Origin of the sequence: Acinetobacter sp. 1566109, assembly GCF_000582255.1 — a bacterium.
Lineage (GTDB): Bacteria > Pseudomonadota > Gammaproteobacteria > Pseudomonadales > Moraxellaceae > Acinetobacter > Acinetobacter nosocomialis.
In genome coordinates, this window is record NZ_JEYB01000034.1 from 18,634 (window position 1) to 41,364 (window position 22,731).

The window sequence follows — 22,731 nt, forward strand, 5'->3', positions numbered from 1 at the left end:
AAGGGATGCAACTATGAGTTATCGCAATATTGTCGCCAATCAACAGTATCATTTTGCTGGCCTAAAAACTTTGATGGCAAAAGCTACACCGTTACGTTCAGGCGATGAGCTAGCAGGTATAGCTGCCAGAGATGCAACCGAACATGTTGCGGCACAAATGACTTTGGCCGATGTGCCACTGAAAACCTTTTTAAATGAAGTTGTAGTCGATTATGAATCTGATGAAATTACGCGTCTGATTATTGATGAACATGACTTAACAGCCTTTGCCCCTATTTCACACTTTACAGTAGGTGATTTTCGAAATTGGTTACTTGGAGAAGATGCAACTGCCCAAAGCTTAAAAGCTTTAGCATCAGGTTTAACTCCAGAAATGGTGGCTGCTGTCAGCAAAATTATGCGCAATCAAGATTTGATTTATGTCGCCAGCAAATGTGAAGTCATTACCCAATTTCGTAACACCATTGGTTTAAAAGGTCATCTTTCTACCCGTTTACAACCTAATCACCCTACCGATGATGTGCTCGGTATTTCAGCCAGTATTTTAGATGGTTTGATGTATGGCAATGGTGACGCCGTGATTGGTATCAATCCAGCGACGGATAACCTGCATAATTTGTCAGAGCTACTGAAATTGCTTGATCATGTTATTCAGGAATATCAAATTCCGACGCAATCTTGTGTGCTCACACATATCAGCTCAGGCATTCAACTTGCTGAAAAAAATGTGCCAATTGATTTAATGTTTCAATCAATCGCTGGTACCCAACTGGCAAACGAAGGATTTGGAATTTCACTCGATTTACTACAAGAAGGATATGAAGCCACACTCGCACTCAAGCGCGGAACCATTGGACACAACGTTATGTACTTTGAAACGGGTCAAGGGAGTGCCCTATCAAGCAATGCACATCACGGCGTTGACCAGCAAACCTTAGAAACTCGGGCCTACGCAGTGGCTCGTAAATATAACCCGCTTTTGGTAAATACAGTCGTCGGCTTTATTGGCCCCGAGTACCTATTTAACGGTAAACAAATTATACGTGCAGGTTTAGAAGATCACTTCTGCGGTAAGTTGCTTGGAGTACCGATGGGCTGCGACATTTGTTACACCAACCATGCCGATGCAGACCAAAACGATATGGATGTGCTTCTTACTCTATTTGGCGCTGCAGGCATTAACTTCATTATGGGAATTCCAGGTTCGGACGATGTCATGCTCAACTATCAAACCACTTCATTCCATGATGCTCTCTATTTAAGACAACTCCTCGGTTTAAAACCCGCTCCTGAGTTCTCGGCTTGGCTTGAACAACAAGGGATTTTTAAACAGCAAAACTCTCAAATTTGTTGGGCAGACCACATGCCTGACCAATTCTCTCGTCTGCTCATGAACTAGGGGGAACACCATGAAACTGAACCGTGATATTCAATATCCGTCCTCTACCCATCAGGATCAGTGGGAAAAACTTAAAGAGTTTACTGATGCCCGTATTGCTTTAGGGCGTGCTGGTTGCAGTATCCCAACACGGGCCTTACTTGAGTTCCAGTTGTCTCATGCGCAAGCAAAAGATGCTGTTTATCAACATATGGATGTTCCCTACTTGTCTGAACAGTTACAGCAAAAGCAACTTCAAACTCTTCATGTTCAAAGTAATGCCGCTAATAAAGAAATTTATCTCAAACGCCCAGATTTGGGTCGTCAGCTTTCAAATCTATCAAAAGAAGCCTTGATTAAAGAGTATGCAAAAAAACCACAGCAGTATTATGTTTGTATTGTGGTAGGTGACGGTCTCTCTGCAAGAGCGATTGAAGCAAATGCTATCGCATTTATTGCAGTGCTAAGCGAACATATTCAACAAGAAAACTGGAGCCTTGCGCCAATTATATTTGCAACAGGAAGCCGAGTTGCTTTAGGCGATGAAGTTGCAGAAATTTTTAAAGCCTCCATGCTGGTTATGCTTATTGGAGAGCGCCCAGGTTTAAGTTCTCCTGACAGTATGGGAGTTTACTACACATGGAATGCATATTCAGGTTGCCTTGACTCCAAACGCAACTGTATTTCCAACGTCCGTTCAGCAGGCTTAAGTATTCCAGTTGCGGTACAACGTTTAATGGCACTCATGAAAAAATCGAAGCAGCTTGGCTTTTCAGGAGTAAATTTAAAAGATGAACATCAACTTTCAAATATCGACCATAATGAAAACTCAAAGCTTTTATTTTAAATAGTAGGTTACGCATAGATATTTCTTACCTACAAAATATTTCTGCGTAACAAGATTATCTTAACGAAAAATAGCAATTTTCAGGTATTGACGATTTATATGGATATTTTCTTCTTTATATTTATCGCTATACTCCACCTATTGATCTTCTATGAATCATTTGTATGAGTACTACAAACGCCTTTCCTAAAACTATTTATGCCATTCAGCATCTTGCTTTCGAAGACTTAGGTTCATTAGAAGATGTCTTTTATCAACTTGGTTTTCGCGTCCGTTATTTTGAAGCTGGTGTAGATGATTTAACTCCTGCTTTCGCCCATGACGGTTTAACTATTATTTTAGGTGGTCCGATCGGAGTTTATGAAACTGAAGATTATCCATTTTTAAAAGATGAAATCGCTTTACTCAAACAACGTTTGGCAGCAGATAAACCAACACTTGGCATTTGCTTAGGTGCACAGCTTATAGCTCATGCACTTGGTGCCAAAGTATATGCAGGCCATCAAAAAGAAATTGGCTGGGGAGCTTTAAGCTTAAGTTTACGCCCTAATCAGGTATTATCGCCTTTGCTTAATAATATCCATGTTTTACATTGGCATGGTGATACTTTCGACCTTCCTGAAAATGCAGCCCTTTTGGCGAGTTCAGATATTTATACTAACCAAGCCTTTGAAGTGGGTAATAATATTCTTGCTTTACAGTTCCACATTGAGACGACTCAAGAAAACTTTGAAAAATGGCTTATTGGTCACACATGTGAACTTCGTAATGCTGGAATTTCCATTCCTAAATTGCGTGAGCAAAATATCGAATATGCCCCTGCACTTGAACACGCTGCATTTGAATTAATTCAAAAATTCTTGAAAAGAATTGGTTATAGTGCATAAGTGAAGTAATTTCTAATGTTTAATGAATATTATTTTTTACCACTTGGTATTTTATGACTATTTTTTAAACAAAGAAACTTTATATTTTATTTTTAGAAACATTTCAGAAAAGTTTCAGTGTATTATTAATTTGTAACATAAAATATACGCTGATTTACTATGGATATCTGGAAGTTTCTTAAAAGCTTTAATACGGTCAATACTTACTTAATGCTTTCAACAATGCTTCTCATACTATTAGTTCTTTACTTTTATGTGATTAATCCTACCTAAGCTCTTTTGCCAAGGAAGCGAAATCATAAAGAAAAAGAATATTATGATGAGAAGACCTCCGAAAAAAGCCCAACCTTACAGTTGGGCTTTTTTAATATCTGTTGTTGACTCACAATATGTTGTTCGTCTTGCGAAAAAGTAAGAGATAAGCAATCTCAACTATCTACTCACAACATGTTGCTCGTCTTGCGAAAAAGTAAGAGATAAGCAATCTCAACTATCTACTCACAACATGTTGCTCGTCTTGCGAAAAAGTAAGAGATAAGCAATCTCAACTATCTACTCACAACATGTTGCTCGTCTTGCGAAAAAGTAAGAGATAAGCAATCTCAACTATCTACTCACAACATGTTGCTCGTCTTGCGAAAAAGTAAGAGATAAGCAATCTCAACTATCTACTCACAACATGTTGCTCGTCTTGCGAAAAAGTAAGAGATAAGCAATCTCGACTATCTACTCACAACATGTTGTTCGTCTTGCGAAAAAGTAAGAGATAAGCAATCTCTTACTTTTTCTCAGGTTTGAAGCTGTCTTTCAAATCAAGAACGCGGTTGAAGACAGGTTTTTCAGGAGTATGATCATGTTGGTCCGCAACGAAATAACCTTCACGTTCAAATTGGAAACGGTCTTCTGGTTTCGCTTGAGCTAAAGCAGGTTCAATCACAGCCTGAACGACTTTCAAAGAATCTGGATTTAAATTCGCTAAGAAATCATCACCAGTTTCAGGGTCAGCCTCTGTAAATAAACGATCATAAATACGTACTTCAGCAGGAATACCCTTGCTTGCAGATACCCAGTGAATCACGCCTTTTACTTTACGCCCTTCAGGATTCTTGCCTAAAGTGTCTGGATCGATTGAACACTTCAGCTCAACAACTTCACCATTTGCATCTTTGATGACTTCATCACACTTAATTACATATGCATGGCGTAAACGAACTTCACCATCCGGAATTAAACGCTTAAAGCCTTTTGGCGGTACTTCTTCAAAATCTTTACGGTCAATATAAATTTCTTTAGTTAATGGAATGACACGCTCACCCATATCGACATTTGGATGACGCGCATGTGTAAGGTCTAAATCTTCCGGTAAGTTTGTAAGTGTCACTTTTAAAGGATCTAACACAGCCATACCACGCGCTGCTGTATTCTCCAAAGATTGACGAATACAGAACTCAAGCATTGCAACATCAACAATACCGTCAGTTTTAGACACACCTACACGTTTACAGAAATCACGTAAGCCTTCTGGTGTAAAACCACGACGGCGCATACCAACAACTGTTGGCATACGAGGGTCATCCCAACCATTTACATAACCACCTTCAACCAACTTACGTAATTTACGTTTAGAAGTAATGGTGTAATCTACATTCAAACGAGATGATTCGTATTGGTGCGGAACAGCTTTAGACTTAACCTTTTCAACAATCCAATCATAGAATGGACGGTGATCTTGGAATTCCAATGTACAAAGTGAATGCGTGATTCCTTCAATTGCATCAGACAATGGATGAGCATAGTCATACATTGGGTAGATTTTCCATTTGTCGCCAGTTTGATGATGCTCTGAATGCAAGACACGATACAAAATTGGATCACGCATATGCACGTTCGGGCTTGCCATATCAATTTTAGCGCGTAAAACAGCTTCACCTTCTTTTAGTTCACCGCTGCGCATTTGTTCAAAGCGAGCAAGGTTCTCTTCAACAGATGCATCACGATACGGCGAGTTTTTCCCTGGTTCAACAAAACTACCACGGTTTAATTTAATTTCTTCTGGAGACTGCAAATCAACATATGCATCACCTTGCTCAATCAATTGAATTGCCCATGCATAAAGCTGATCAAAATAACCAGAAGCATAGCGAGGTTCACCATTCCAGTTAAAACCAAGCCATTTCACATCATTGGCGATACCATCAACGTATTCTTGTTCTTCTGCATCTGGATTCGTATCGTCAAAACGTAAATTACAGAGTCCATCAAACTCTTCTGCAACACCAAAGTTTAGACAGATTGCTTTTACGTGACCAATATGTAAATAACCATTTGGTTCTGGCGGAAAACGAGTTACGATTTGTTTGGTACGTCCGGCAGCTAAATCATCAGTAATGACTTGGCGAACAAAATCTAATCCAGCCTGTTGTTCTTGCTGCGCAGAATCGACAGAGGCATGAGTATTCGGTGTCGGGTTGTTTGGCAGGTTCGAGACAACATCATTAGGCTTCATAGTGTATCAATCACTTCTTTGTAGATAAAATTTCGAAAAAATAAACGCTATCTTCATTTTTCACAAAGATTTTAACGTTTTTTACTTGCCTTGTAGTTTACAGTTTGCTTATGCTTCTCTCAACCAAAAACCCATGGTCATAAGCCCATGTTTAGGAGATTAATGTAATGAGTTTTCCTCAAGTCGAATTAAACACCAATAAAGGTCGTATTGTTCTTGAACTAAATACTGAAAAAGCACCAAAAACAGTAGCAAACTTTTTAGAATACGTACGTGACGGTTTTTATGACGGCGTTATTTTCCACCGTGTCATTGATGGTTTCATGATCCAAGGCGGCGGGATGGATGAAAACTTCAAAGAAAAAGCAACTCGTGATGCAATTGAAAACGAAGCTGACAATGGTTTAAGTAACGATGTTGGTACAATTGCTATGGCACGTACTCAAGCGCCACACTCTGCTTCTGCACAATTCTTCATCAATGTAAAAAACAACTCTTTCTTGAACCATACTTCAAAAACTGCACAAGGTTGGGGTTATGCTGTATTCGGTAAAGTTGTTGAAGGTATGGACGTTGTAGACGCGATCAAAAGTGTACGTACAGGTAACCGTGGTTATCACGCTGACGTTCCTTTAGAAAACGTTGTTATCGAATCTGCTAAAATTATTTCTGAATAATTTTAGGATAAAGCTGTGACCTATCTGTTTATTTCAGATTTACATTTGTCACCTGAACACCCTCGACTCGTTCGAGGGTTTTTAGATTTGTTGGTACATTATCAAAATAAACAAACACAGCTTTATATTTTAGGTGACTGGTTTAATGCTTGGATTGGTGACGATTATTCAGCTCCTTGGCTCGACGAAATTGTCGAAGCTTTAAAAGTTTTTAATGAAAAAGGTAATCGTGTTTACTTTCAAGTCGGTAACCGCGACTTTGCTCTAAATCAGGTTTTCCTCAATAAGTTTAATGGTGTATTACTCCCCGATATTTATTATCTTAATATTGCAGGCCACCAATACCGTCTAGAACATGGCGATGCGTTATGTACGGATGATATTTCTTATCAAAGATTTAAAAAAATTATTCGAAATCCCCTTTTAGTTGCCTTTTTACGCCGTACGCCACTGAGCTTCCGTGCGAAGCTGGTCAATGGTTTCCGTAAAAGAAGCCATTCGGACAAACAGCAAAAAAGTTATGAGATTATGGATGTGAATGAACAAGCCGTGCTCTCCGCCCTAAAAGATATAGACATACTTATTCATGGGCACACTCATCGTCCAGCTATTCATAAAGTACAGAACAAACAACGAATTGTACTCGGTGACTGGAAAGAAGATCACGCACAAATTTTAGAAATTGATCCCTCTTCACATCTGCAGCAAATCAAACTAACTGATTGGTATTATTAATTAATTGTCAGTTATTTTTCACATGCTTAGCTTGTTTATTTAAATCAAAATCCCAGATCATACATAGACAGGTAAGGAATACAAATTTCCAGCTTATATGTCCATATTTTTGATATTCGATGTATAAAATTAAAAGACACAATACAAATGCAAAAAACAGAAAGGCTTTAACAACTCTAATTTCTCGCAGCTTACTCTTTGCATCTTTGGGCATTAAATCAAACATTTTCAATAAATTAATTAAAAATTTATATAAGTATTATATTTCTTTATCACATTAAAATGCAGATGTTTTCTTATAAAATCGCGTATCATGCCAAAGATGAGAACACTTCGATTGTAATAAGATTGATATGGAGTAAGTATGGATTTACTAAATACGGTTAAAAGTCGCTACACCACAAAAGCGTATGATCCTGAGAAAAAAATTCCCAAAGAAAAATTTAATAAATTATTAGAAATTTTACGCTTCACCCCTTCTTCAGTGAATATTCAACCTTGGCATTTCTTGGTGGCTGACAATCTTGCTGCTAAAGAACGCATTGCTAAAGCCTTAACAGGGCGATATGCCTATAATGCTCCTAAAGTTCTTGAGTCATCACATACGCTTGTATTTTGTACAAGAACAGATATTTCACCCGAATATTTAAATCAATTACTTGAACAAGATGATTTAAGCGGTCGATTTAAAGATGAAAAAGCAAAACTTGGTCAAAAAGATACACGCCATGGCTACGTTGAGTTTTATCGCAATGAACAAAAAAATTTATTTGGCTGGATGGAAAACCAAACTTTTATCGCTTTAGGACAACTACTTTTTGCAGCTGGTCTTGAAGGCATAGATGCAACCCCAATGGGTGGCTTCGACGAAGATGTTTTAAATGAAGAATTTGGCTTAAAAGAAAAAGGCTTACGTAGCTCTGTCATTGTCTCACTTGGCTATAGAAGTGAAAATGATTTCAATGCGAAGTTGCCAAAATCTCGTCTGCCAGATGAAGTTATTTTTACACATTTATAAGATTAGCAGAGTTCAAAAGAACAGTCTTTTGAACTCCTATTTCATAGCTAAGGCTAAACAAACCAATCCACTTATTCCCAAAATCGTTCCTAAAATCGTTGGGAGTTTTAATTTTTCTTTATATAAAACTACACCACAAACTATCCCAAGTAATACCACTAGAATATTCATGCTTGCAAAGACAATCGCTGGTGAATCTTTAAGTAAAATATGTGCTTTAACATACAAGGCAATGTTTGAAAAATTAAGTACACCTAGTATTAATCCGGCCACAGTATTTTTAAAATTCCATGCTGACTTTTTTTGGAATAATAAATAAACTATTGATAATACAAAGGCTGTAATAAAAATCAGATTCAAAGTTAACGTAAATTGTAGCCCCAAACTACTCGTGTATTTTAACAAGACATCTACAGCAGCATAACCAAACCAGACACTCATTAACGCAAGAATTGCCTTTTTCGATTGATGGCCTGAAGTGCCATTTATCTGTCCAAATACGATTAAAATAACAGCAAAAATTCCTAAACCAATACCTAATAATTTAAGAGAATTAAACCGTTCTTGAAAAAAGAAATAAGCTGCTAATAAAGAGAGTACCACTGACAATCGTTGAGCAATTTCTGTTTTGACGATACCGGCATGCTCTAAGGATTTCGCAAGACATAAAAAAATACTCGGTAAAATGATGCCTAAAGCAACGATTAGCCACCAAGGCATGTGTTGTATAGAAATATGCTGAATATCTGGCTTAAACCACCAATAACATAACAAGCTAGCACTTGCATAATTCCATGCAATCATTTGCATGGGTTGATAGCCCTTTTTCTTTAAATTTTTTAGTAATACAGACACCAGAACACTGCACAGCGCCGCAGCAAATATTAATATCATTTGCGAAGAACCTATTAAACTGAGTTTTCAAGAAAGCGAGATGCACTACAAATAACTGAATATACTTTTTATATTTTTAAAGCTATAAAAAAACCAGCCATCACTGACTGGTTTTTCTAAGCTAATCAATTAACGATTATTTTCGTCGTCTTGACCATCTTCAAATTTAGAATCGTTGTCGAAACCGCCTTGATGACCACCGAAGCCGCCTTGACCACCGAAGCCGCCTTGACCACCGAAGCCACCTTGACCACCGAAGCCGCCTTGACCGCCGAAGCCGCCTTGACCACCGAAGCCACCTTGACCACCGAAGCCACCTTGACCACCGAAGCCAGCGCCTTGAGCACCACCAAAGCCAGCGCCTTGACCACCGAAGCCACCTTGACTACCACCCTGAGCTGGGAAACCTGCACCTTGTGCACCTGCTGGACGTGGGTTACGAGCTGGAACAACTGTAGAAATTGCGTGTTTGTAAACCATTTGACTTACAGTATTTTTTAATAAAACAACATATTGGTCAAAAGATTCAATATGACCTTGTAATTTAATACCGTTAACAAGGAAAATAGAAACTGGGATACGTTCTTTACGGAGAGAATTTAAGAACGGATCTTGTAAAGTTTGACCTTTAGACATTTTTAACTCCAAAAAAAAATTTTTAAATCAGCGCAAAAAAACTATCTTTATTTTTCAACTAAAAATTATAAAAAGACAGTGTGCAAATTTTGCTTTATCCATAAGAGTTTCGCAAGTCTTCTTTCGCCTGCTTTATCGTCAAGTAAGTTTTAAAATCGTGTATTTCTTGCAAAGAACGTAACCACGTATATTGACGTTTGGCAAGTTGTCGTGTTGCAAATAAGGCTTTATCCTCCATTTCTTGCTTTTTTTTGAGACTCATATCACTTTTTAATAGAAATTCTAGAGCTTGTCGATAACCAACAGAACGCATAGAGGGTAAATTTTCATCTAAATCGTATTTTTCAATTAGAGATTCAACTTCACTCAAAAAACCGATATCCCACATTTTGCTTAATCTTTGCTCAATGCGTTGATGTAATTCTAACCGATCTGGAAGCAAAGCATAGTTATGAAATATGTATCGATATGGTACGTTTTTTGGTTGTTCTGCCTGCAATTTGGTAATTGGTTGACCTGTAATACGATAAACTTCTAACGCGCGAATAATTCTTTGTTTATCAGAAACCTTGAATTTCACACCAGCTGCCGGATCTACTGCCACAAGTTCATCATAAACAGCTTGCCACCCTTCATTCGCTGCTTTTTCTTCAATTGCTGCACGAACATTTGCATCTGCGCTTGGCAAGTTACTTGATAATCCTTCTAGGAGCGCCTTGAAATAAAGCATGGTTCCTCCTACCAAAATAGGAGTTTTGCCGCGTGAATGCATCTCGTCAATTAAAACACAAGCATCTTCAACAAACTGGGCAGCCGAATAGACCTCAAGTGGAGTAATAATATCTATTAAATGATGTGGATATAGCTCCTGCTCTTCACGTGTTGGTTTAGCCGTACCAATATCCATGTCTTTATATACAAGAGCCGAATCAACTGAAATTAACTCAAAATCTCCACGCTCGTAAAGTTCACATGCCAAAGCGGTTTTTCCGCTTGCAGTTGGTCCCATTAAATTGATGACGGGCAATTGATTTGACATGTAAAACTACTCTCCTCGAGCAAATAATTTATCTAGTTGAGATAATGGAAATGCACGCCAAGTTGGACGACCATGGTTACATTGACTGGCAAATTCGGTTTGTTCCATTTGGCGAAGTAAAGCGTTCATTTCTGAGAGGCTAAGTTGTCGATGTGCTCGCACTGCCCCATGGCATGCCATACCAGCTAACAGTTCATCACGCTTTTGCAATAATCCTTGAGCTTCATCATTTGGATCTAAATCATTAAGAAGTTCAGGAATAAGGTTTTCAAAATCTGCTTTTTGCAAAATAGCCGGCACACCACGCACAATGACTTGCTCATCGCCATATAAATCAATTTCTAGCCCCAAACGCTCAAGCTGAGGCTTTAAGTCTTCGACCCGTACCGCTTGCATACGACTAATTGAAATGACTTTAGGTATAAGTAACTGTTGAGATGTCCAAAACTCAGGTTTATCCCAAGCATTTTTCATTTGTTGCAGCAAAATACGTTCATGCGCTGCATGCATATCAACAATAATCAAACCTTCAGTATTTTGCGCCAGAATATAAATTCCATGAAGCTGAGCAATTGCGATACCTAATGGAAATTCATCTACTTTAGCAACTGGTTCAACATTTTCATCAACTGAAAAATTGGTAGCAGGTTGATCACGTAATGGCGCCAAATAAGTCTTTAATGCATTATTTAACTGCGCAGAACCATTATATTTTGGAGTTTGTTCTGCATAGTGAACAGCTTGGGGACGACTATTATTAAAATCAGTTAAAAGCTCAGTCGAAGGTTGAGAACTATTCGGCTTATCTAGAGTTGTATCAACAGCTTGCTCTGTACGATGTAATGTGAATTGTTCTTGATATTTAGGCTGAGGTTGTACCGAAAGATTTTGAGTATCATCTACTTTCATGGCTTGTGCCAAATCAGCACTAGCGGTCTGAAATTGTGCTAACGTTTCTTTAGCATAATGTCTGACAAACTCATGTACTTCTCGTTGATTTAGAAAACGAATCTCATGTTTCGTCGGATGAACGTTAACATCAATATTTTCAGGGTCGACTTCTAAGAAAAGCAAATAAGATGAATGCTGATGACCATGTAAAATACCGTCGTATGCCATTCTTAAAGCATGTGAAATGGTTTTATCTTTCACAATTCGGCCATTTACATACACATATTGTAAGTCTGCTTGAGCACGTGCATCAGAAGGATGCCCTAGCCAACCTGACAAACGCATGTTAATACTTTCGGCATCGATCCAGTAAGCATTTTGAACAAACTGTTGACCCAATAATTGCTGTACACGCTGAAATCTTAATTCCCCGCTATCTGCTATTGGTAAATTAATTCGAATATTGTCATTGTGCTCAAGTACAAAACGTATATCAAAATGTGTTAGCGCCAAACGACGTACAATTTCTTCAATATGCCCAAATTCAGTGGTTGGCTTTTTTAAAAATTTACGACGAGCAGGTACATTAAAAAATAAGTCCTGAACTCGAATATGGGTGCCCTTTTGTGCAGCAACAGCTTGGACTTGTTGATGATCAAAGGCTGTACCATTCACCTCGACCTGATGACCAATTCCGCTTTCATCTTGGCTACTGGTTAAAGTCAATCGTGAAACTGCAGCAATAGAAGCAAGTGCTTCACCACGGAAACCTAAGCTCACAATCGCGTGTAAATCTTCTGCTGTTTTAATTTTACTGGTTGCATGGCGCATCACTGCCAATGGTAAATCATCAGGATGAATTCCATGTCCATTGTCAATAATTTCGATTAATGTTGAGCCGCCTTGTGCAATCCGCACAATTAACTCAGTTGCACCTGCATCAATTGAGTTTTCTAATAATTCTTTTACGACCGATGAGGGACGTTCAATCACCTCACCAGCAGCAATCTGGTTGGCTAACGCGGCGTCTAATGTATGAATACGACGTTGTGTTAGCTTTTCATCAGTCATGAAGCTGTTCCTGCAAAGTCTGGTACAAATGCTCTGTTGGTAAAGTTAAAGTGACGAAACGATTGAGTTCATCATCTGATTTTTGAATATCAATAACGATATCTGCCTCAGGGATTTCGTCTCCACCTTTTGATGGCCACTCAAATAAAAATAGTGCATCCTGAATATCTAAATAATCACGGATTCCCATTAATTCAAGTTCGTACGGATCATTGAGACGATATAAGTCAAAATGAAAAATTTCTTTATTATTGATTTTATATGGTTCAACCAACGTATATGTCGGACTTTTAACCGAACCTTTATGCCCTAGAGCTTGCAAAAAATAACGGGTTAATGTCGTTTTACCGGCGCCCAAATCTCCAATCAGATAAATCACGCCAGCTTGAACATGCTGCGCCAATGCCTGAGCTAAACGCTGGGTATCTTCTTCATGATTTAAGACCATTTTCAATGAATACGACATAACACACTTAACATGATTCAAAATAATCGATATGATACCATTGCCCTGCTTTAAAGCCTACTTAAGTGCTTAAAGTTGGCTTTTTTTACATCACATTTATTAAATATTGACACACTTTTATGTCTAGCCCGATTGAATTTTTCCCACCTATGATTGATGGCGTAAGCGCAAGCCAAGTCTATCTTCCTCCACAAACGACAGTACAAACCATCTATCAATTTCTTTGTGAAAACTTTCCTCATATAAAAGCAATAGAGTGGCAGCAACGTTTCCAAGATGGACTTATTTATGCACAAAATGGCAAAAAATTAACATTAGACAGCCCTTATATAGCAAACACGCATATTTTTTATTACCGATTCCTTGCTAACGAAGTACATGTTCCCTTTGAGCATCAGATTTTATTTGAAAATAATGATTTGCTGGTTGTCGATAAACCCCATTTTTTAACGATTAGCCCAACAGGGCAATATGTCCAAGAAACGTTATTGGTGCGTTTAAAAAAACAAACGGGCAATGAGTTTTTAACACCAATCCACAGACTAGACCGTGAAACTGCCGGTGTCGTTTTATTTTGCAAACGACCACAATCACGTGGAATTTACCAACAGTTATTTGCAGATCGCGAAGTTCATAAAATTTACCATGCAATCGCTGCCTATAAAGCTGAATTAAGTTTCCCTCAGATATTAAAATTGTATTTAGATAACGGCACGCCCTTTTATACAATGCGCGTTATTCCCCATACTAAAACCAATACCGAAACTAAAATTGAGCTGCTTCAGCATAATCAATCTTGGGCTAAATATTGTTTAACGCCAACCACCGGCAAACAACATCAACTCCGTGTTCATTTAAATCATTTAGGTATACCGATTAAAAATGATCCGTTTTATCCCGTAGTTCAACACAAAGCCGATGATGATTTTTCCCAGCCCTTACAGCTTCTAGCTAAGCAAATTTCTTTTATAGACCCGCTAACAAAACAGAAAATGGTTTTCAATTCACAGCTTGAATTGACACTGTAATCTCATCGTAATGACAAAAAGATTATTTTTTATGCTGAAAGACATTGAAATTACATTCCGATGGTTTAAAATAAATCCCTAAAAATTAAAAATCATTTGGTTTTGTTATTCATGCGAAAAACAGAAGTTTATCAGGTTCGACTTGACTCCCAAGAGAAAAAACAGGCTTTTGCTGTTTTTAAACAATTGGGAATTACCCCTGCCCAAGCGGTACGACTGTTCTTTAAACAAGTCGTCTTAACTAAATCTATTCCTTTTGCTATCGAAAATCAGAACATTAATATGGAACAATTATTAAAACTGAGAAAAGCAAAAGCAACTTCATTAAATCAGAACCCTTCAAATTTAAATGAAGATGATGACCATGAAGATTTATTTGAAGAGCTAAATGCACTATTAGGTGAAAGTGACAAAACTTAACGGTGTTGCATTTTTAAACAACTTTTAACGTCAATTGGCGTCTTTTTTAGTTATGCTCTCTTTGTAAAAATATAAACATAAATACAAGGAGCGCCTAATGATTGTAAGACGAGCGACCTATGAAGATCTAAGTCAACTTGCTGTTCTATTTGATGAATACCGTCAATTTTATGGTGCATCTTCTAATCTTGATGAATCACATCATTTTTTAAAACAACGTTTTGAGAATAAAGAAAGTGTGTTTTTCATCCACATTAAGGATGAAAAAATCACAGGTTTCGTTTTGCTTTATTTAGGTTTTTCTTCAGTTGCTTGCTCTACTTACTATATCTTAGATGATGTCTATGTTACCCCTATGTTCCGACGTCAGGGTTCAGCAAAACAGCTCATTGATACAGCTATTTTATTTGCAAAACAAGAAAATGCTTTACGTATTAGTTTAGAGACTCAAACGAATAATCATGAATCTCACCGTCTCTATGAAAAAATGGGATTTATTCGAGACAGTGAATTTCAGACATTCCATTGCTTTCTTAAATAATATTTTGAGCGAGTTGCTTTTCCTGCTCCGACAAATATACCCAATTCCCTTCCTCAATCTCAGGTAAGACCAATTGACCGATTTGATGTCGATGTAATTTTTCGACTTTATTGCCCACAGCTGCAATCATTCTTTTGACTTGATGATAAACGCCTTGATGAATGGTCATTGTTAATTGATGAGACCCTAGCAGTGCTACATCTGTCGCAGCAAACACACCTTTTTCTTGGTGTAAATTAACACCCTGAGTAAGCATTTCAATTTGCTCAGGTGTGACTGAATCAATAGTCGTAACATGATAAACCTTTGGGACATGTTTACGAGGATGAGTTAAAGCTTGTAAATATTTACCATCATCAGTGAGTAAGAGTAAGCCCGTTGTATCTTGATCTAAGCGGCCAATTGCTTGCACACCCCGTTGAATCATGATTTCAGGCAATAAACTAAAAACACTTTGATGATGCTGAGGATTGTGTGAGCACTCAAAACCTTGCGGCTTTTTTAAAGCGAGGTAAACTTTTTCCCGATATTGATAAGTTTCCCCAAACAAAGAAAATTCTAAATTTTCAGGAGAAAACTGTTTTTTGAGATCAATGACAATCTCTCCCTCAATACTTACAGAACCATTTTTTATTAACTGCTGGCAATATTTACGTGAACCAAGCCCTTGTGATTGCAAAATTTTTTCCAGCAGCATAAAGCTTTCTCTTTAGAACTAAACCATTATTTTAACTCAGTTTCAGAGCTTTATTACGTTTTTGCTTTAACAACTTTGTTCTTAACTTCCATCATCTTCAAATTATTCTTCAATGACTCGATAAATTTTTTCGTTTTGCTCACTTTCAAATAATAATTCTGTTGTAGGCAAAATGATCTCATTATCCACAATAATATGTTCGATACGCTGACTTAACTTTAAAGGCTCATTTTCATGTTCAACTAAATTTTTCTTCAATTGTGCTTTCGCATCATAAATTTTGTCGAACTGATCTTTAATCTTGATATCTATAATATCCATATGGCTGACCCTGTAGTTATAAGTATTGATTATTTTTTATATCATAATCTCTCAAACGAATGGTCTTTTAAGTTGTTAATTTATATAACATTGTGACCAAGCGTAACTAAAAATAAAACTCCTTATCATTGAGTCATATACATTAATTTTTTTCTTGCAACCGCTTCATTTAAACTATTCCACGTTTAAAAAGCGCTCACATTTTGGCTCTTAATTATTATACAATTCAAATTATTTGCTTTTCTTGCCGCTTCTCATGCTCGCCCAATTTGATGTTAATTTAGTTGTCTTATTAGTTCTACTTATCTGCGGTTTACTAAGTCAAAATGCAGCTGTAACGATTGCCGCAGGCATCTTAATCGTCATTAAAATCACACCATTAAATCAATTTTTTCCTTATATTCAAGCTCATGGTCTTAACCTAGGAATTCTCATTTTAACCATTGGCGTACTGACTCCAATTGCCAGTGGTAAGCTTAGCGGAGAGAGTATTTTAAAATCCTTTATAAGTTTTAAATCTTTGCTGGCTATTGCTATTGGTCTACTTGTGGCTTGGCTAGGTGGACGTGGTGTGAAACTTATGTCAAGCCAACCTGATGTTGTGGCAGGCTTACTTATTGGTACAGTTGCGGGCGTTGCTTTACTCCGAGGCGTCCCTGTTGGTCCCCTGATTGCTGCAGGCTTGCTGTCCTTATTCATTGGTAAATAAAATTATAGATATTAAAAAGGTGCTTAATCGCACCTTTTTAACACTTAAGCTCAATTAATTTTTTATCCAGAATAATAGGCATTACGTTTTAAAGAGAACTTTTCTAACTGCTTTAAAAATCCTTCAAAATAGCTCTTCTCTTTTTCTTCAGTTCGGTAGCCTGCATATAATGTACGTCTTAAACCCGTTGCAGAAACACAGTCTAAACGGCGGCTAGTTACCCAACCCTTTTGTTCATATTCATTCACTACCCAGTCTGGTAAAGCAGCAATGCCTCGACCGCTCGCTACAAGTTGAATCAACATTTGCGTTAAATCTGTAGTTCGAATCTGTTTTGGTTGAATATTTGCCGGTATAAATAGTTTCGACATAATATCTAAACGGTGCTTATCTACCGGATAAGTAATGAGAACCTCTTCAGCTAAATCTTGAACTGTAATATGTTCAGCACGAACCAATCGATGAGTATTTGATAAAACCAAACGCGACTCATATTCAAAAATTGGAAAATACTCGATTCCTTTTAATGCGATCGGATCGGCTGTAATAAGTAAATCAAACTCACCATTTTGTAAAAGCTCATGTGGATTTGCTTCAAAGCCCGAAGCAAAGTCTAAGTCTACGTCTGGATACTGCTGTCGATATTGATTTAATAAAGGCATTAACCAGTCAAAACAGCTATGACATTCTGAGGAAAAAATAATTCTGCCTGTTTGCCCATGAACAATTCGCGTAATGTCACTTTGTGTGATCTGAATTTGTGGTAATACATCATCAGCCAATTTGAGTAAACGCTGCCCAACATTTGAAAAACTAACAGGTCTACTTCGACGATTCACCACTTCTACACCATACCAATGATCTAATTCTTTTAATTGGTGAGAAATAGCAGACGGTGTTAAACACAGATCATTCGCAGCCGCAACAAGTGAACCATGTTCACGTAAAGCAACCAAAGTTTTAAGATGACGAATTTCTAACATGGGCAAAAGCCTGAACAAATAGATTTATCTATACATTTTTCAACTTATCTGTTATTTGACAGCAATTAGAGTCAGTTTAGATAAATCACCATTAATGAACAGTATTCATCTTATCACAATATTAATTAATTTGTCTCAACATGAACTTTACTTAATTCTTTTTATAAGAAATGAATTTTCATAAATATAAAGGTAAATATTTTTATTAAATAGAAATTAGTGAACCTTTTATATAGACAAAGAAAAAGGCCTTATGGCCCTTTTCATTTCATCATTGTGCTTTTGCTTTAGGAAATGCCTGCTCAAAATCGATGAGCTTAAAGCTTTTTACCAAGTCATCTTGCCCATACGTTACTTCATAAGAGGTTTCTTTCCCACTAAAATATGCTTCAGTTGGTGTTCCAAATACTTCCCATAACCCAAATGAGGCAACATCTGCTATGCCATGGCCAAATGCTCGGCTTACTTTAGCCCATTTTGGATAACCTTGCTGGAAAGTATAAATTTCGACTCTTGTACCATCACGATATTCGGAAAGTACAGGTGCTCCAAACTCGGCAATAACATAATTGCGAGAACTACCCGGATTTAAAACATTTAAATTTTTTTTACTTGGTTGATTCCCCGCCATAAAGACTGAGCAACCAGACATAGATAACATAACCAAGCCCAGAAGGCAGGCAATACTTAATTTTCTCACGATTTAGATTCTCTATTTCTTAAATATTTATACAACTTATTGTAATGCCTAAAGTATTACGTGCTTATCATATATAATTTAATAAAAACTTTCGATAAATTATTCAATATAAAGATAAAATGTTATTAGTTTAAATATGCAAACTTCCTCTCGAGATTCTAGTTTTTTATTATTTTGATCTCTTTTTTCCCTTATACTTTCTTTTTTGAGTTTCCTTTTATTAATTTATTATGGCGTCACCCCAATCCCCTTCATCTTCTCCTCAAAACTACTCGCTCTTCTTGGCAATTTTTTCACTCGCAGTAGGCGGTTTCTGTATCGGCACTACAGAATTTGTCGCAATGGGTCTTATTCAAGAAATTGCACACAATTTAAAGATCACAGTACCTGAAGCCGGGCATTTTATTAGCGCTTATGCATTAGGTGTTGTAATTGGCGCCCCGATTATTGCTATTTTGGGCGCTAAAGTTCCTAGAAAGTCTCTATTGCTTTGTCTCATGCTGTTTTATGGGATTGCTAATGCCTGTACAGCTTTAGCACATACGCCAGAAACAGTTTTAATTTCTCGTTTTATTGCGGGATTACCTCATGGTGCATATTTTGGAGTCGGTGCCCTTGTAGCTGCTGAACTCGCAGGCCCTTCACGAAGAGCTTCAGCAGTTGCACAAATGATGATGGGTTTAACAGTTGCTACTGTTATTGGCGTACCTTTAGCTACATGGTTAGGCCAACATTTTGGTTGGAGAGCAGGTTTTGAATTTTCAGCAACAATTGCATTTTTTACTTTAATTGCCGTAGCTTGCTTTGTACCGAATATTCCAGTTCAAGCTACTGCCAGCATAAAAACAGAATTAGCTGGGCTTAAAAATATAAATATGTGGTTAACCCTTGCAGTCGGCGCAATTGGCTTTGGGGGCATGTTCTCGGTATATAGCTATGTCTCACCAATTCTCACTGAATACACTAAAGTTAATATCCAGATTGTTCCTATTGCATTAGCGCTGTGGGGCATCGGGATGGTGATTGGTGGGTTAGCCGCGGGCTGGCTTGCAGATAAAAATCTCAATAAAACTATTGTGGGCGTACTTATTAGCTCAGCGATTGCATTCGTAGTTGCAAGCTTTCTGATGAGTAATATATATAGTGCTATTGCTTCTTTATTCCTAATCGGACTTACCGTGATGGGTTTAGGTGGAGCTTTACAAACACGCCTCATGGACGTTGCAGGCGATGCCCAAACCCTAGCAGCTTCACTTAACCACTCCGCCTTTAATATGGCCAATGCATTAGGAGCATTTTTAGGTGGTTGGGTACTGAGCCATCAGATGGGCTGGATTGCACCGATCTGGGTAGGTTTCGTACTAAGCCTTGGTGGTCTTATTATCTTGCTCATCGCATTTGCTGTAGAAAAAGCAACTCAAAAAGCCTGATTCTCATTAGGCTTTTTTAATAAAAATACTAATCTGTTAACTTTTCACCACAGTGTGGACAATAGCATTTCTTCTCTCTCACAGATTCTTTTTCTTCTAATACCTTTTCGCGCATGATTTGGATAATCAGATTATGCGCTTGTTCTTTCGGTAGTCCCACTTTTTGTCGAATACGTTCTATTTCAGCTTCATCATGCATGATGTCAATACCACGCACTTGAAGTAACTCACGAAACTCTTGTTCAAGGCGCTGATTCCGTTGGTTAAGTTCATTGGCTAAACCGGAAGCTAAAATACCAGCCGGTAAAGCAGCAATCCCTACCCCTAAAATTGTAATTAAAGCTCCTAGTAGTTTTCCTAAGCTGGTCACAGGTGTGACATCGCCGTATCCAACTGTGGTTAAGGTAACGACCGCCCACCACATTGCTTTAGGAATAGAGCTAAACGCTTCTGGTTGCGCTTTATTCTCAACCACATAAATACCAGAGGCAGTCATAATAATCATAATGATTAAAATAAAAATCACTGCCTGAAAAGAACCTTTTTCTCGCTTAATAACACATAGCAATATTTGCAAAGAAATAAAATAGCGAGTTAATTTTAATAGTCGAAGTAATCGTAAAATTCTAAGCATACGAAGGTCTATTCGTACAAAGAAATTTAGATACGCCGGCAAAATTGCCATGAGGTCAATCAGCGCTTCTCCGCTTTTCATCCATGCGAAACGCTGCTTCCATGCAGCTTGTGTAGGATCACGCTCTACTACACTCCAGAGGCGTAAGAGGTATTCAATACTAAAAATCGTGATTGAAATATTTTCAAAGTAGTCAAACCATATACGATAGCTGTAATACAGATCGTTTACAGTTTCTAGCAATACCGCAATGACATTCCCAATAATTAAGAAAACCAAGAAGTAGTTAATACACCTACTGACTGTTGTTTCGTAATCATGATCATGAAGGTTGTTATAGAAGAATTTACGTAATCTCTTCCAAGCTAAAATTCGCATACAGATCTGAGCCACATGATATTGAACATATATTAAGCTCACATACTTAAATTCACCACTATAAGGACCAATAAAATATTTTATTAATTGTATTAACTAAACAATCATAAATAATATTTCATATTTTCTAATTATATTTTAATGAGCAGCAACATATCTAAACTGATTTTCTTCCCACCATTGCACATCATAAATACCTGCATGTGACTTCAAAATGACGTTAATATAATTTTGAAGCAGCATAATATGGTGAGTAATATCTAATTTTCTAAAAAGAAATCTTCTCAAAATTGGCGTATTTGGTGAAATGAATATCGCAAAGCCATTACTATATTCTTCATAAACACTAATACCGATATACATCGTGATCTCAGGTAATGGTACTTCTATTTCCCACCCCCAGCGTTCAGCATTTAATTCAATACTTAAGTGATATCTATTTTTCAATATACTATAAATATACTGTGCAATATCTTCCGTTTTCTGTACTAACGTATTTCCGTCTTCTGCTGATAAATTTTGATCATATAGCTGATAATCATCAAATTTAAATTCAACAATTGTCTTTAGCATTTTTAAGTTCCATATATAAAATACCCATGTTCTTTTTAATTATTTTTAAGTTCATCCAATTATTTTAAAGCAAAATCTTCTTTAATATCTAGCGTTATATTTATTTTTACATTTTATAGGAATAAAACTTGATTAATTCATTACTTTAATATTTAAAATATGCACTAATTCTCATTAAAATAAAAAAGGAGCTGAATAATCAGCTCCTTTTTTGTACTAAATCGACTTATTAAGTCAATTGAGCAGCAGCAATTTTCTTAGTATCTACTTTATCAGCAGCATTTGTATATTCGCCCATTTGGTCGAAATTCAAATATTTGTAGATGTCAGCAGACATACTGTCAATTTGAGCTGCGTATTGTTGGTATTCTTCTGGAGTTGGTAACTTACCAAGTACAGCAGCAACAGATGCAAGCTCAGCAGATGCTAAGTAAACGTTAGAACCTTGACCTAAACGGTTAGGGAAGTTACGTGTAGAAGTCGAAACAACAGTTGTGTTCGGCGCAACACGTGCTTGGTTACCCATACATAATGAACAACCAGGCATTTCTGTACGCGCACCAGCACGGCCATAAGTGTTATAGAAGCCTTCTTCCATTAACTGATGTTCGTCCATACGTGTTGGTGGAGCCAACCATAAACGAGTTGTTAATGAACCGCTTGGTACTTTCTCAAGTAACTGACCAGCAGCACGGAAGTGACCAATGTTAGTCATACAAGAACCGATGAATACTTCATCAATTTTGTCGCCTTGAACGTCAGAAAGAAGTTTTGCATCATCTGGATCGTTCGGGCAGCAAAGGATAGGTTCTTTGATTTCTGACAAGTCAATTTCATACAATTTAGTGTATTCAGCATCTGCATCAGCTTTAAGTAAGCTTGGGTTTGCTAACCATTTTTCCATGTTTTCAACACGACGAGCCATCGTACGTGCATCACCATAACCTTGTGAAATCATCCACTTAAGCATTGTGATGTTAGAACGTAAGTATTCAGCAACTTTCTCTTCAGAAAGTGTGATTGCACAACCAGCAGCTGAACGTTCAGCAGAAGCATCAGAAAGTTCGAATGCTTGCTCAACTGTTAAGTCAGTTTCCATTTCTGTTAAGTCGATTTCTAAGATACGACCAGAGAAGATATTCTTCTTACCTTTTTTCTCAACAGTAAGATCGCCTTCTTTGATTGCATAGTAAGGAATCGCATGTACAAGGTCACGTAAAGTAATACCAGGCTGCATTTTACCTTTGAACTTAACAAGAACTGATTCAGGCA

25 protein-coding genes are annotated in these 22,731 nt (G+C 37.3%); 11 read left to right on the forward strand and 14 right to left on the reverse strand.

Going from position 1 to position 22,731, the window contains the following annotated elements:
• Nucleotides 1-13 precede the first annotated feature (13 nt).
• The 3 genes from J582_RS17850 to J582_RS17860 all read left to right on the forward strand — a co-directional run bounded on the left by J582_RS17850 (nucleotide 14) and on the right by J582_RS17860 (nucleotide 3,112).
• Nucleotides 14-1,399, forward strand: a complete 1,386-nt coding sequence (locus J582_RS17850) for an ethanolamine ammonia-lyase subunit EutB (protein WP_031982599.1) — start codon at nucleotides 14-16, stop codon at nucleotides 1,397-1,399.
• A gap of 10 nt (nucleotides 1,400-1,409) precedes the next feature.
• On the forward strand, nucleotides 1,410-2,225 hold the full coding sequence (gene eutC / locus J582_RS17855) for an ethanolamine ammonia-lyase subunit EutC (protein WP_031982598.1): 816 nt from the start codon (nucleotides 1,410-1,412) through the stop codon (nucleotides 2,223-2,225).
• Nucleotides 2,226-2,389: 164 nt separating this feature from the next.
• Nucleotides 2,390-3,112 (forward strand): glutamine amidotransferase, encoded by a 723-nt coding sequence (locus J582_RS17860; RefSeq protein ID WP_002048996.1) that lies wholly within the window; start codon nucleotides 2,390-2,392, stop codon nucleotides 3,110-3,112.
• 778 nt (nucleotides 3,113-3,890) lie between these two features.
• Here J582_RS17860 and J582_RS17865 read toward each other — a convergent pair.
• Nucleotides 3,891-5,618: a glutamine--tRNA ligase/YqeY domain fusion protein gene (locus J582_RS17865; protein ID WP_002049025.1), complete on the reverse strand. Its 1,728-nt coding sequence runs from the start codon at nucleotides 5,616-5,618 to the stop codon at nucleotides 3,891-3,893.
• 167 nt (nucleotides 5,619-5,785) lie between these two features.
• Between J582_RS17865 and J582_RS17870 the strand changes: the two genes are divergently transcribed.
• Both J582_RS17870 and J582_RS17875 read left to right on the forward strand, forming a co-directional pair.
• Complete coding sequence (locus tag J582_RS17870) at nucleotides 5,786-6,295, forward strand: peptidylprolyl isomerase (protein WP_002049022.1); 510 nt, start codon at nucleotides 5,786-5,788, stop codon at nucleotides 6,293-6,295.
• A 15-nt stretch (nucleotides 6,296-6,310) separates the two neighbouring features.
• Entirely contained in the window at nucleotides 6,311-7,030 is a 720-nt protein-coding gene (locus J582_RS17875; protein ID WP_031982596.1) for a UDP-2,3-diacylglucosamine diphosphatase, read from the forward strand.
• A gap of 7 nt (nucleotides 7,031-7,037) precedes the next feature.
• Here the strand turns inward: J582_RS17875 and J582_RS0104940 are convergent, their stop codons facing one another.
• On the reverse strand, nucleotides 7,038-7,256 hold the full coding sequence (locus J582_RS0104940; protein ID WP_022575521.1) for a hypothetical protein: 219 nt from the start codon (nucleotides 7,254-7,256) through the stop codon (nucleotides 7,038-7,040).
• A gap of 138 nt (nucleotides 7,257-7,394) precedes the next feature.
• On the opposite strand from J582_RS0104940, the gene nfsB reads away from it, so the two are divergent.
• A complete protein-coding gene (gene nfsB / locus J582_RS17880) occupies nucleotides 7,395-8,048 on the forward strand; it encodes an oxygen-insensitive NAD(P)H nitroreductase (RefSeq protein WP_002048986.1) in 654 nt (217 codons plus the stop codon).
• 36 nt (nucleotides 8,049-8,084) lie between these two features.
• Here nfsB and J582_RS17885 read toward each other — a convergent pair whose 3' ends face one another.
• From J582_RS17885 to tsaE, 5 genes are all read right to left on the reverse strand, one after another.
• The gene (locus J582_RS17885) at nucleotides 8,085-8,942 is read right to left on the reverse strand and encodes a DMT family transporter (protein ID WP_022575520.1); all 858 of its coding nucleotides are present in this window, start codon (nucleotides 8,940-8,942) and stop codon (nucleotides 8,085-8,087) included.
• Nucleotides 8,943-9,071: 129 nt separating this feature from the next.
• Nucleotides 9,072-9,578: an RNA chaperone Hfq gene (hfq, locus tag J582_RS17890; protein WP_000033651.1), complete on the reverse strand. Its 507-nt coding sequence runs from the start codon at nucleotides 9,576-9,578 to the stop codon at nucleotides 9,072-9,074.
• A gap of 94 nt (nucleotides 9,579-9,672) precedes the next feature.
• On the reverse strand, nucleotides 9,673-10,617 hold the full coding sequence (gene miaA, locus J582_RS17895) for a tRNA (adenosine(37)-N6)-dimethylallyltransferase MiaA (RefSeq protein WP_031952771.1): 945 nt from the start codon (nucleotides 10,615-10,617) through the stop codon (nucleotides 9,673-9,675).
• Nucleotides 10,618-10,623: 6 nt separating this feature from the next.
• Entirely contained in the window at nucleotides 10,624-12,579 is a 1,956-nt protein-coding gene (gene mutL / locus J582_RS17900; RefSeq protein ID WP_022575518.1) for a DNA mismatch repair endonuclease MutL, read from the reverse strand.
• A complete protein-coding gene (gene tsaE, locus J582_RS17905; RefSeq protein WP_002049012.1) occupies nucleotides 12,572-13,045 on the reverse strand; it encodes a tRNA (adenosine(37)-N6)-threonylcarbamoyltransferase complex ATPase subunit type 1 TsaE in 474 nt (157 codons plus the stop codon). Before tsaE ends, mutL begins: the two co-directional genes overlap by 8 nt.
• Nucleotides 13,046-13,164: 119 nt before the next feature.
• Between tsaE and J582_RS17910 the strand changes: the two genes are divergently transcribed.
• The 3 genes from J582_RS17910 (at nucleotide 13,165) to J582_RS17920 (ending at nucleotide 15,034) form a co-directional block, all read left to right on the forward strand.
• Nucleotides 13,165-14,073: a pseudouridine synthase gene (locus J582_RS17910; RefSeq protein ID WP_031982595.1), complete on the forward strand. Its 909-nt coding sequence runs from the start codon at nucleotides 13,165-13,167 to the stop codon at nucleotides 14,071-14,073.
• Nucleotides 14,074-14,184: 111 nt separating this feature from the next.
• Nucleotides 14,185-14,493, forward strand: a complete 309-nt coding sequence (locus J582_RS17915) for a type II toxin-antitoxin system RelB/DinJ family antitoxin (protein ID WP_002049033.1) — start codon at nucleotides 14,185-14,187, stop codon at nucleotides 14,491-14,493.
• Nucleotides 14,494-14,590: 97 nt separating this feature from the next.
• Entirely contained in the window at nucleotides 14,591-15,034 is a 444-nt protein-coding gene (locus tag J582_RS17920; protein WP_002049009.1) for a GNAT family N-acetyltransferase, read from the forward strand.
• Here the strand turns inward: J582_RS17920 and J582_RS17925 are convergent.
• Nucleotides 15,027-15,731: a pseudouridine synthase gene (locus J582_RS17925; RefSeq protein WP_031982594.1), complete on the reverse strand. Its 705-nt coding sequence runs from the start codon at nucleotides 15,729-15,731 to the stop codon at nucleotides 15,027-15,029. The two genes, J582_RS17920 and J582_RS17925, sit on opposite strands and share 8 nt — an antisense overlap.
• A 102-nt stretch (nucleotides 15,732-15,833) precedes the next feature.
• Nucleotides 15,834-16,052, reverse strand: a complete 219-nt coding sequence (locus J582_RS17930; protein WP_002049030.1) for a hypothetical protein — start codon at nucleotides 16,050-16,052, stop codon at nucleotides 15,834-15,836.
• Between the two features lie 256 nt (nucleotides 16,053-16,308).
• Here J582_RS17930 and J582_RS17935 point away from each other — a divergent pair, with 256 nt between their 5' ends.
• On the forward strand, nucleotides 16,309-16,761 hold the full coding sequence (locus J582_RS17935; protein WP_002049035.1) for a DUF441 domain-containing protein: 453 nt from the start codon (nucleotides 16,309-16,311) through the stop codon (nucleotides 16,759-16,761).
• A 62-nt stretch (nucleotides 16,762-16,823) separates the two neighbouring features.
• Here the strand turns inward: J582_RS17935 and J582_RS17940 are convergent, their stop codons facing one another.
• Together J582_RS17940 and J582_RS17945 are read right to left on the reverse strand one after the other, a co-directional pair.
• Nucleotides 16,824-17,744: a LysR family transcriptional regulator gene (locus J582_RS17940; protein WP_002048985.1), complete on the reverse strand. Its 921-nt coding sequence runs from the start codon at nucleotides 17,742-17,744 to the stop codon at nucleotides 16,824-16,826.
• Between the two features lie 271 nt (nucleotides 17,745-18,015).
• On the reverse strand, nucleotides 18,016-18,444 hold the full coding sequence (locus tag J582_RS17945) for a hypothetical protein (RefSeq protein WP_139841901.1): 429 nt from the start codon (nucleotides 18,442-18,444) through the stop codon (nucleotides 18,016-18,018).
• Between the two features lie 230 nt (nucleotides 18,445-18,674).
• On the opposite strand from J582_RS17945, the gene J582_RS17950 reads away from it, so the two are divergent.
• Complete coding sequence (locus J582_RS17950) at nucleotides 18,675-19,874, forward strand: MFS transporter (RefSeq protein ID WP_031982591.1); 1,200 nt, start codon at nucleotides 18,675-18,677, stop codon at nucleotides 19,872-19,874.
• A 28-nt stretch (nucleotides 19,875-19,902) separates the two neighbouring features.
• On the opposite strand, the gene J582_RS17955 is transcribed toward J582_RS17950, so the two are convergent.
• From J582_RS17955 to J582_RS17965, 3 genes are all read right to left on the reverse strand, one after another.
• Complete coding sequence (locus J582_RS17955; protein ID WP_031982589.1) at nucleotides 19,903-20,886, reverse strand: ion transporter; 984 nt, start codon at nucleotides 20,884-20,886, stop codon at nucleotides 19,903-19,905.
• Between the two features lie 138 nt (nucleotides 20,887-21,024).
• Nucleotides 21,025-21,459 (reverse strand): hypothetical protein, encoded by a 435-nt coding sequence (locus J582_RS17960; RefSeq protein ID WP_031982588.1) that lies wholly within the window; start codon nucleotides 21,457-21,459, stop codon nucleotides 21,025-21,027.
• 229 nt (nucleotides 21,460-21,688) lie between these two features.
• Nucleotides 21,689-22,731, reverse strand: a 1,043-nt coding sequence (locus tag J582_RS17965) for an aconitase family protein (protein WP_032048313.1), incomplete at its 5' end; no start/stop codon positions are given.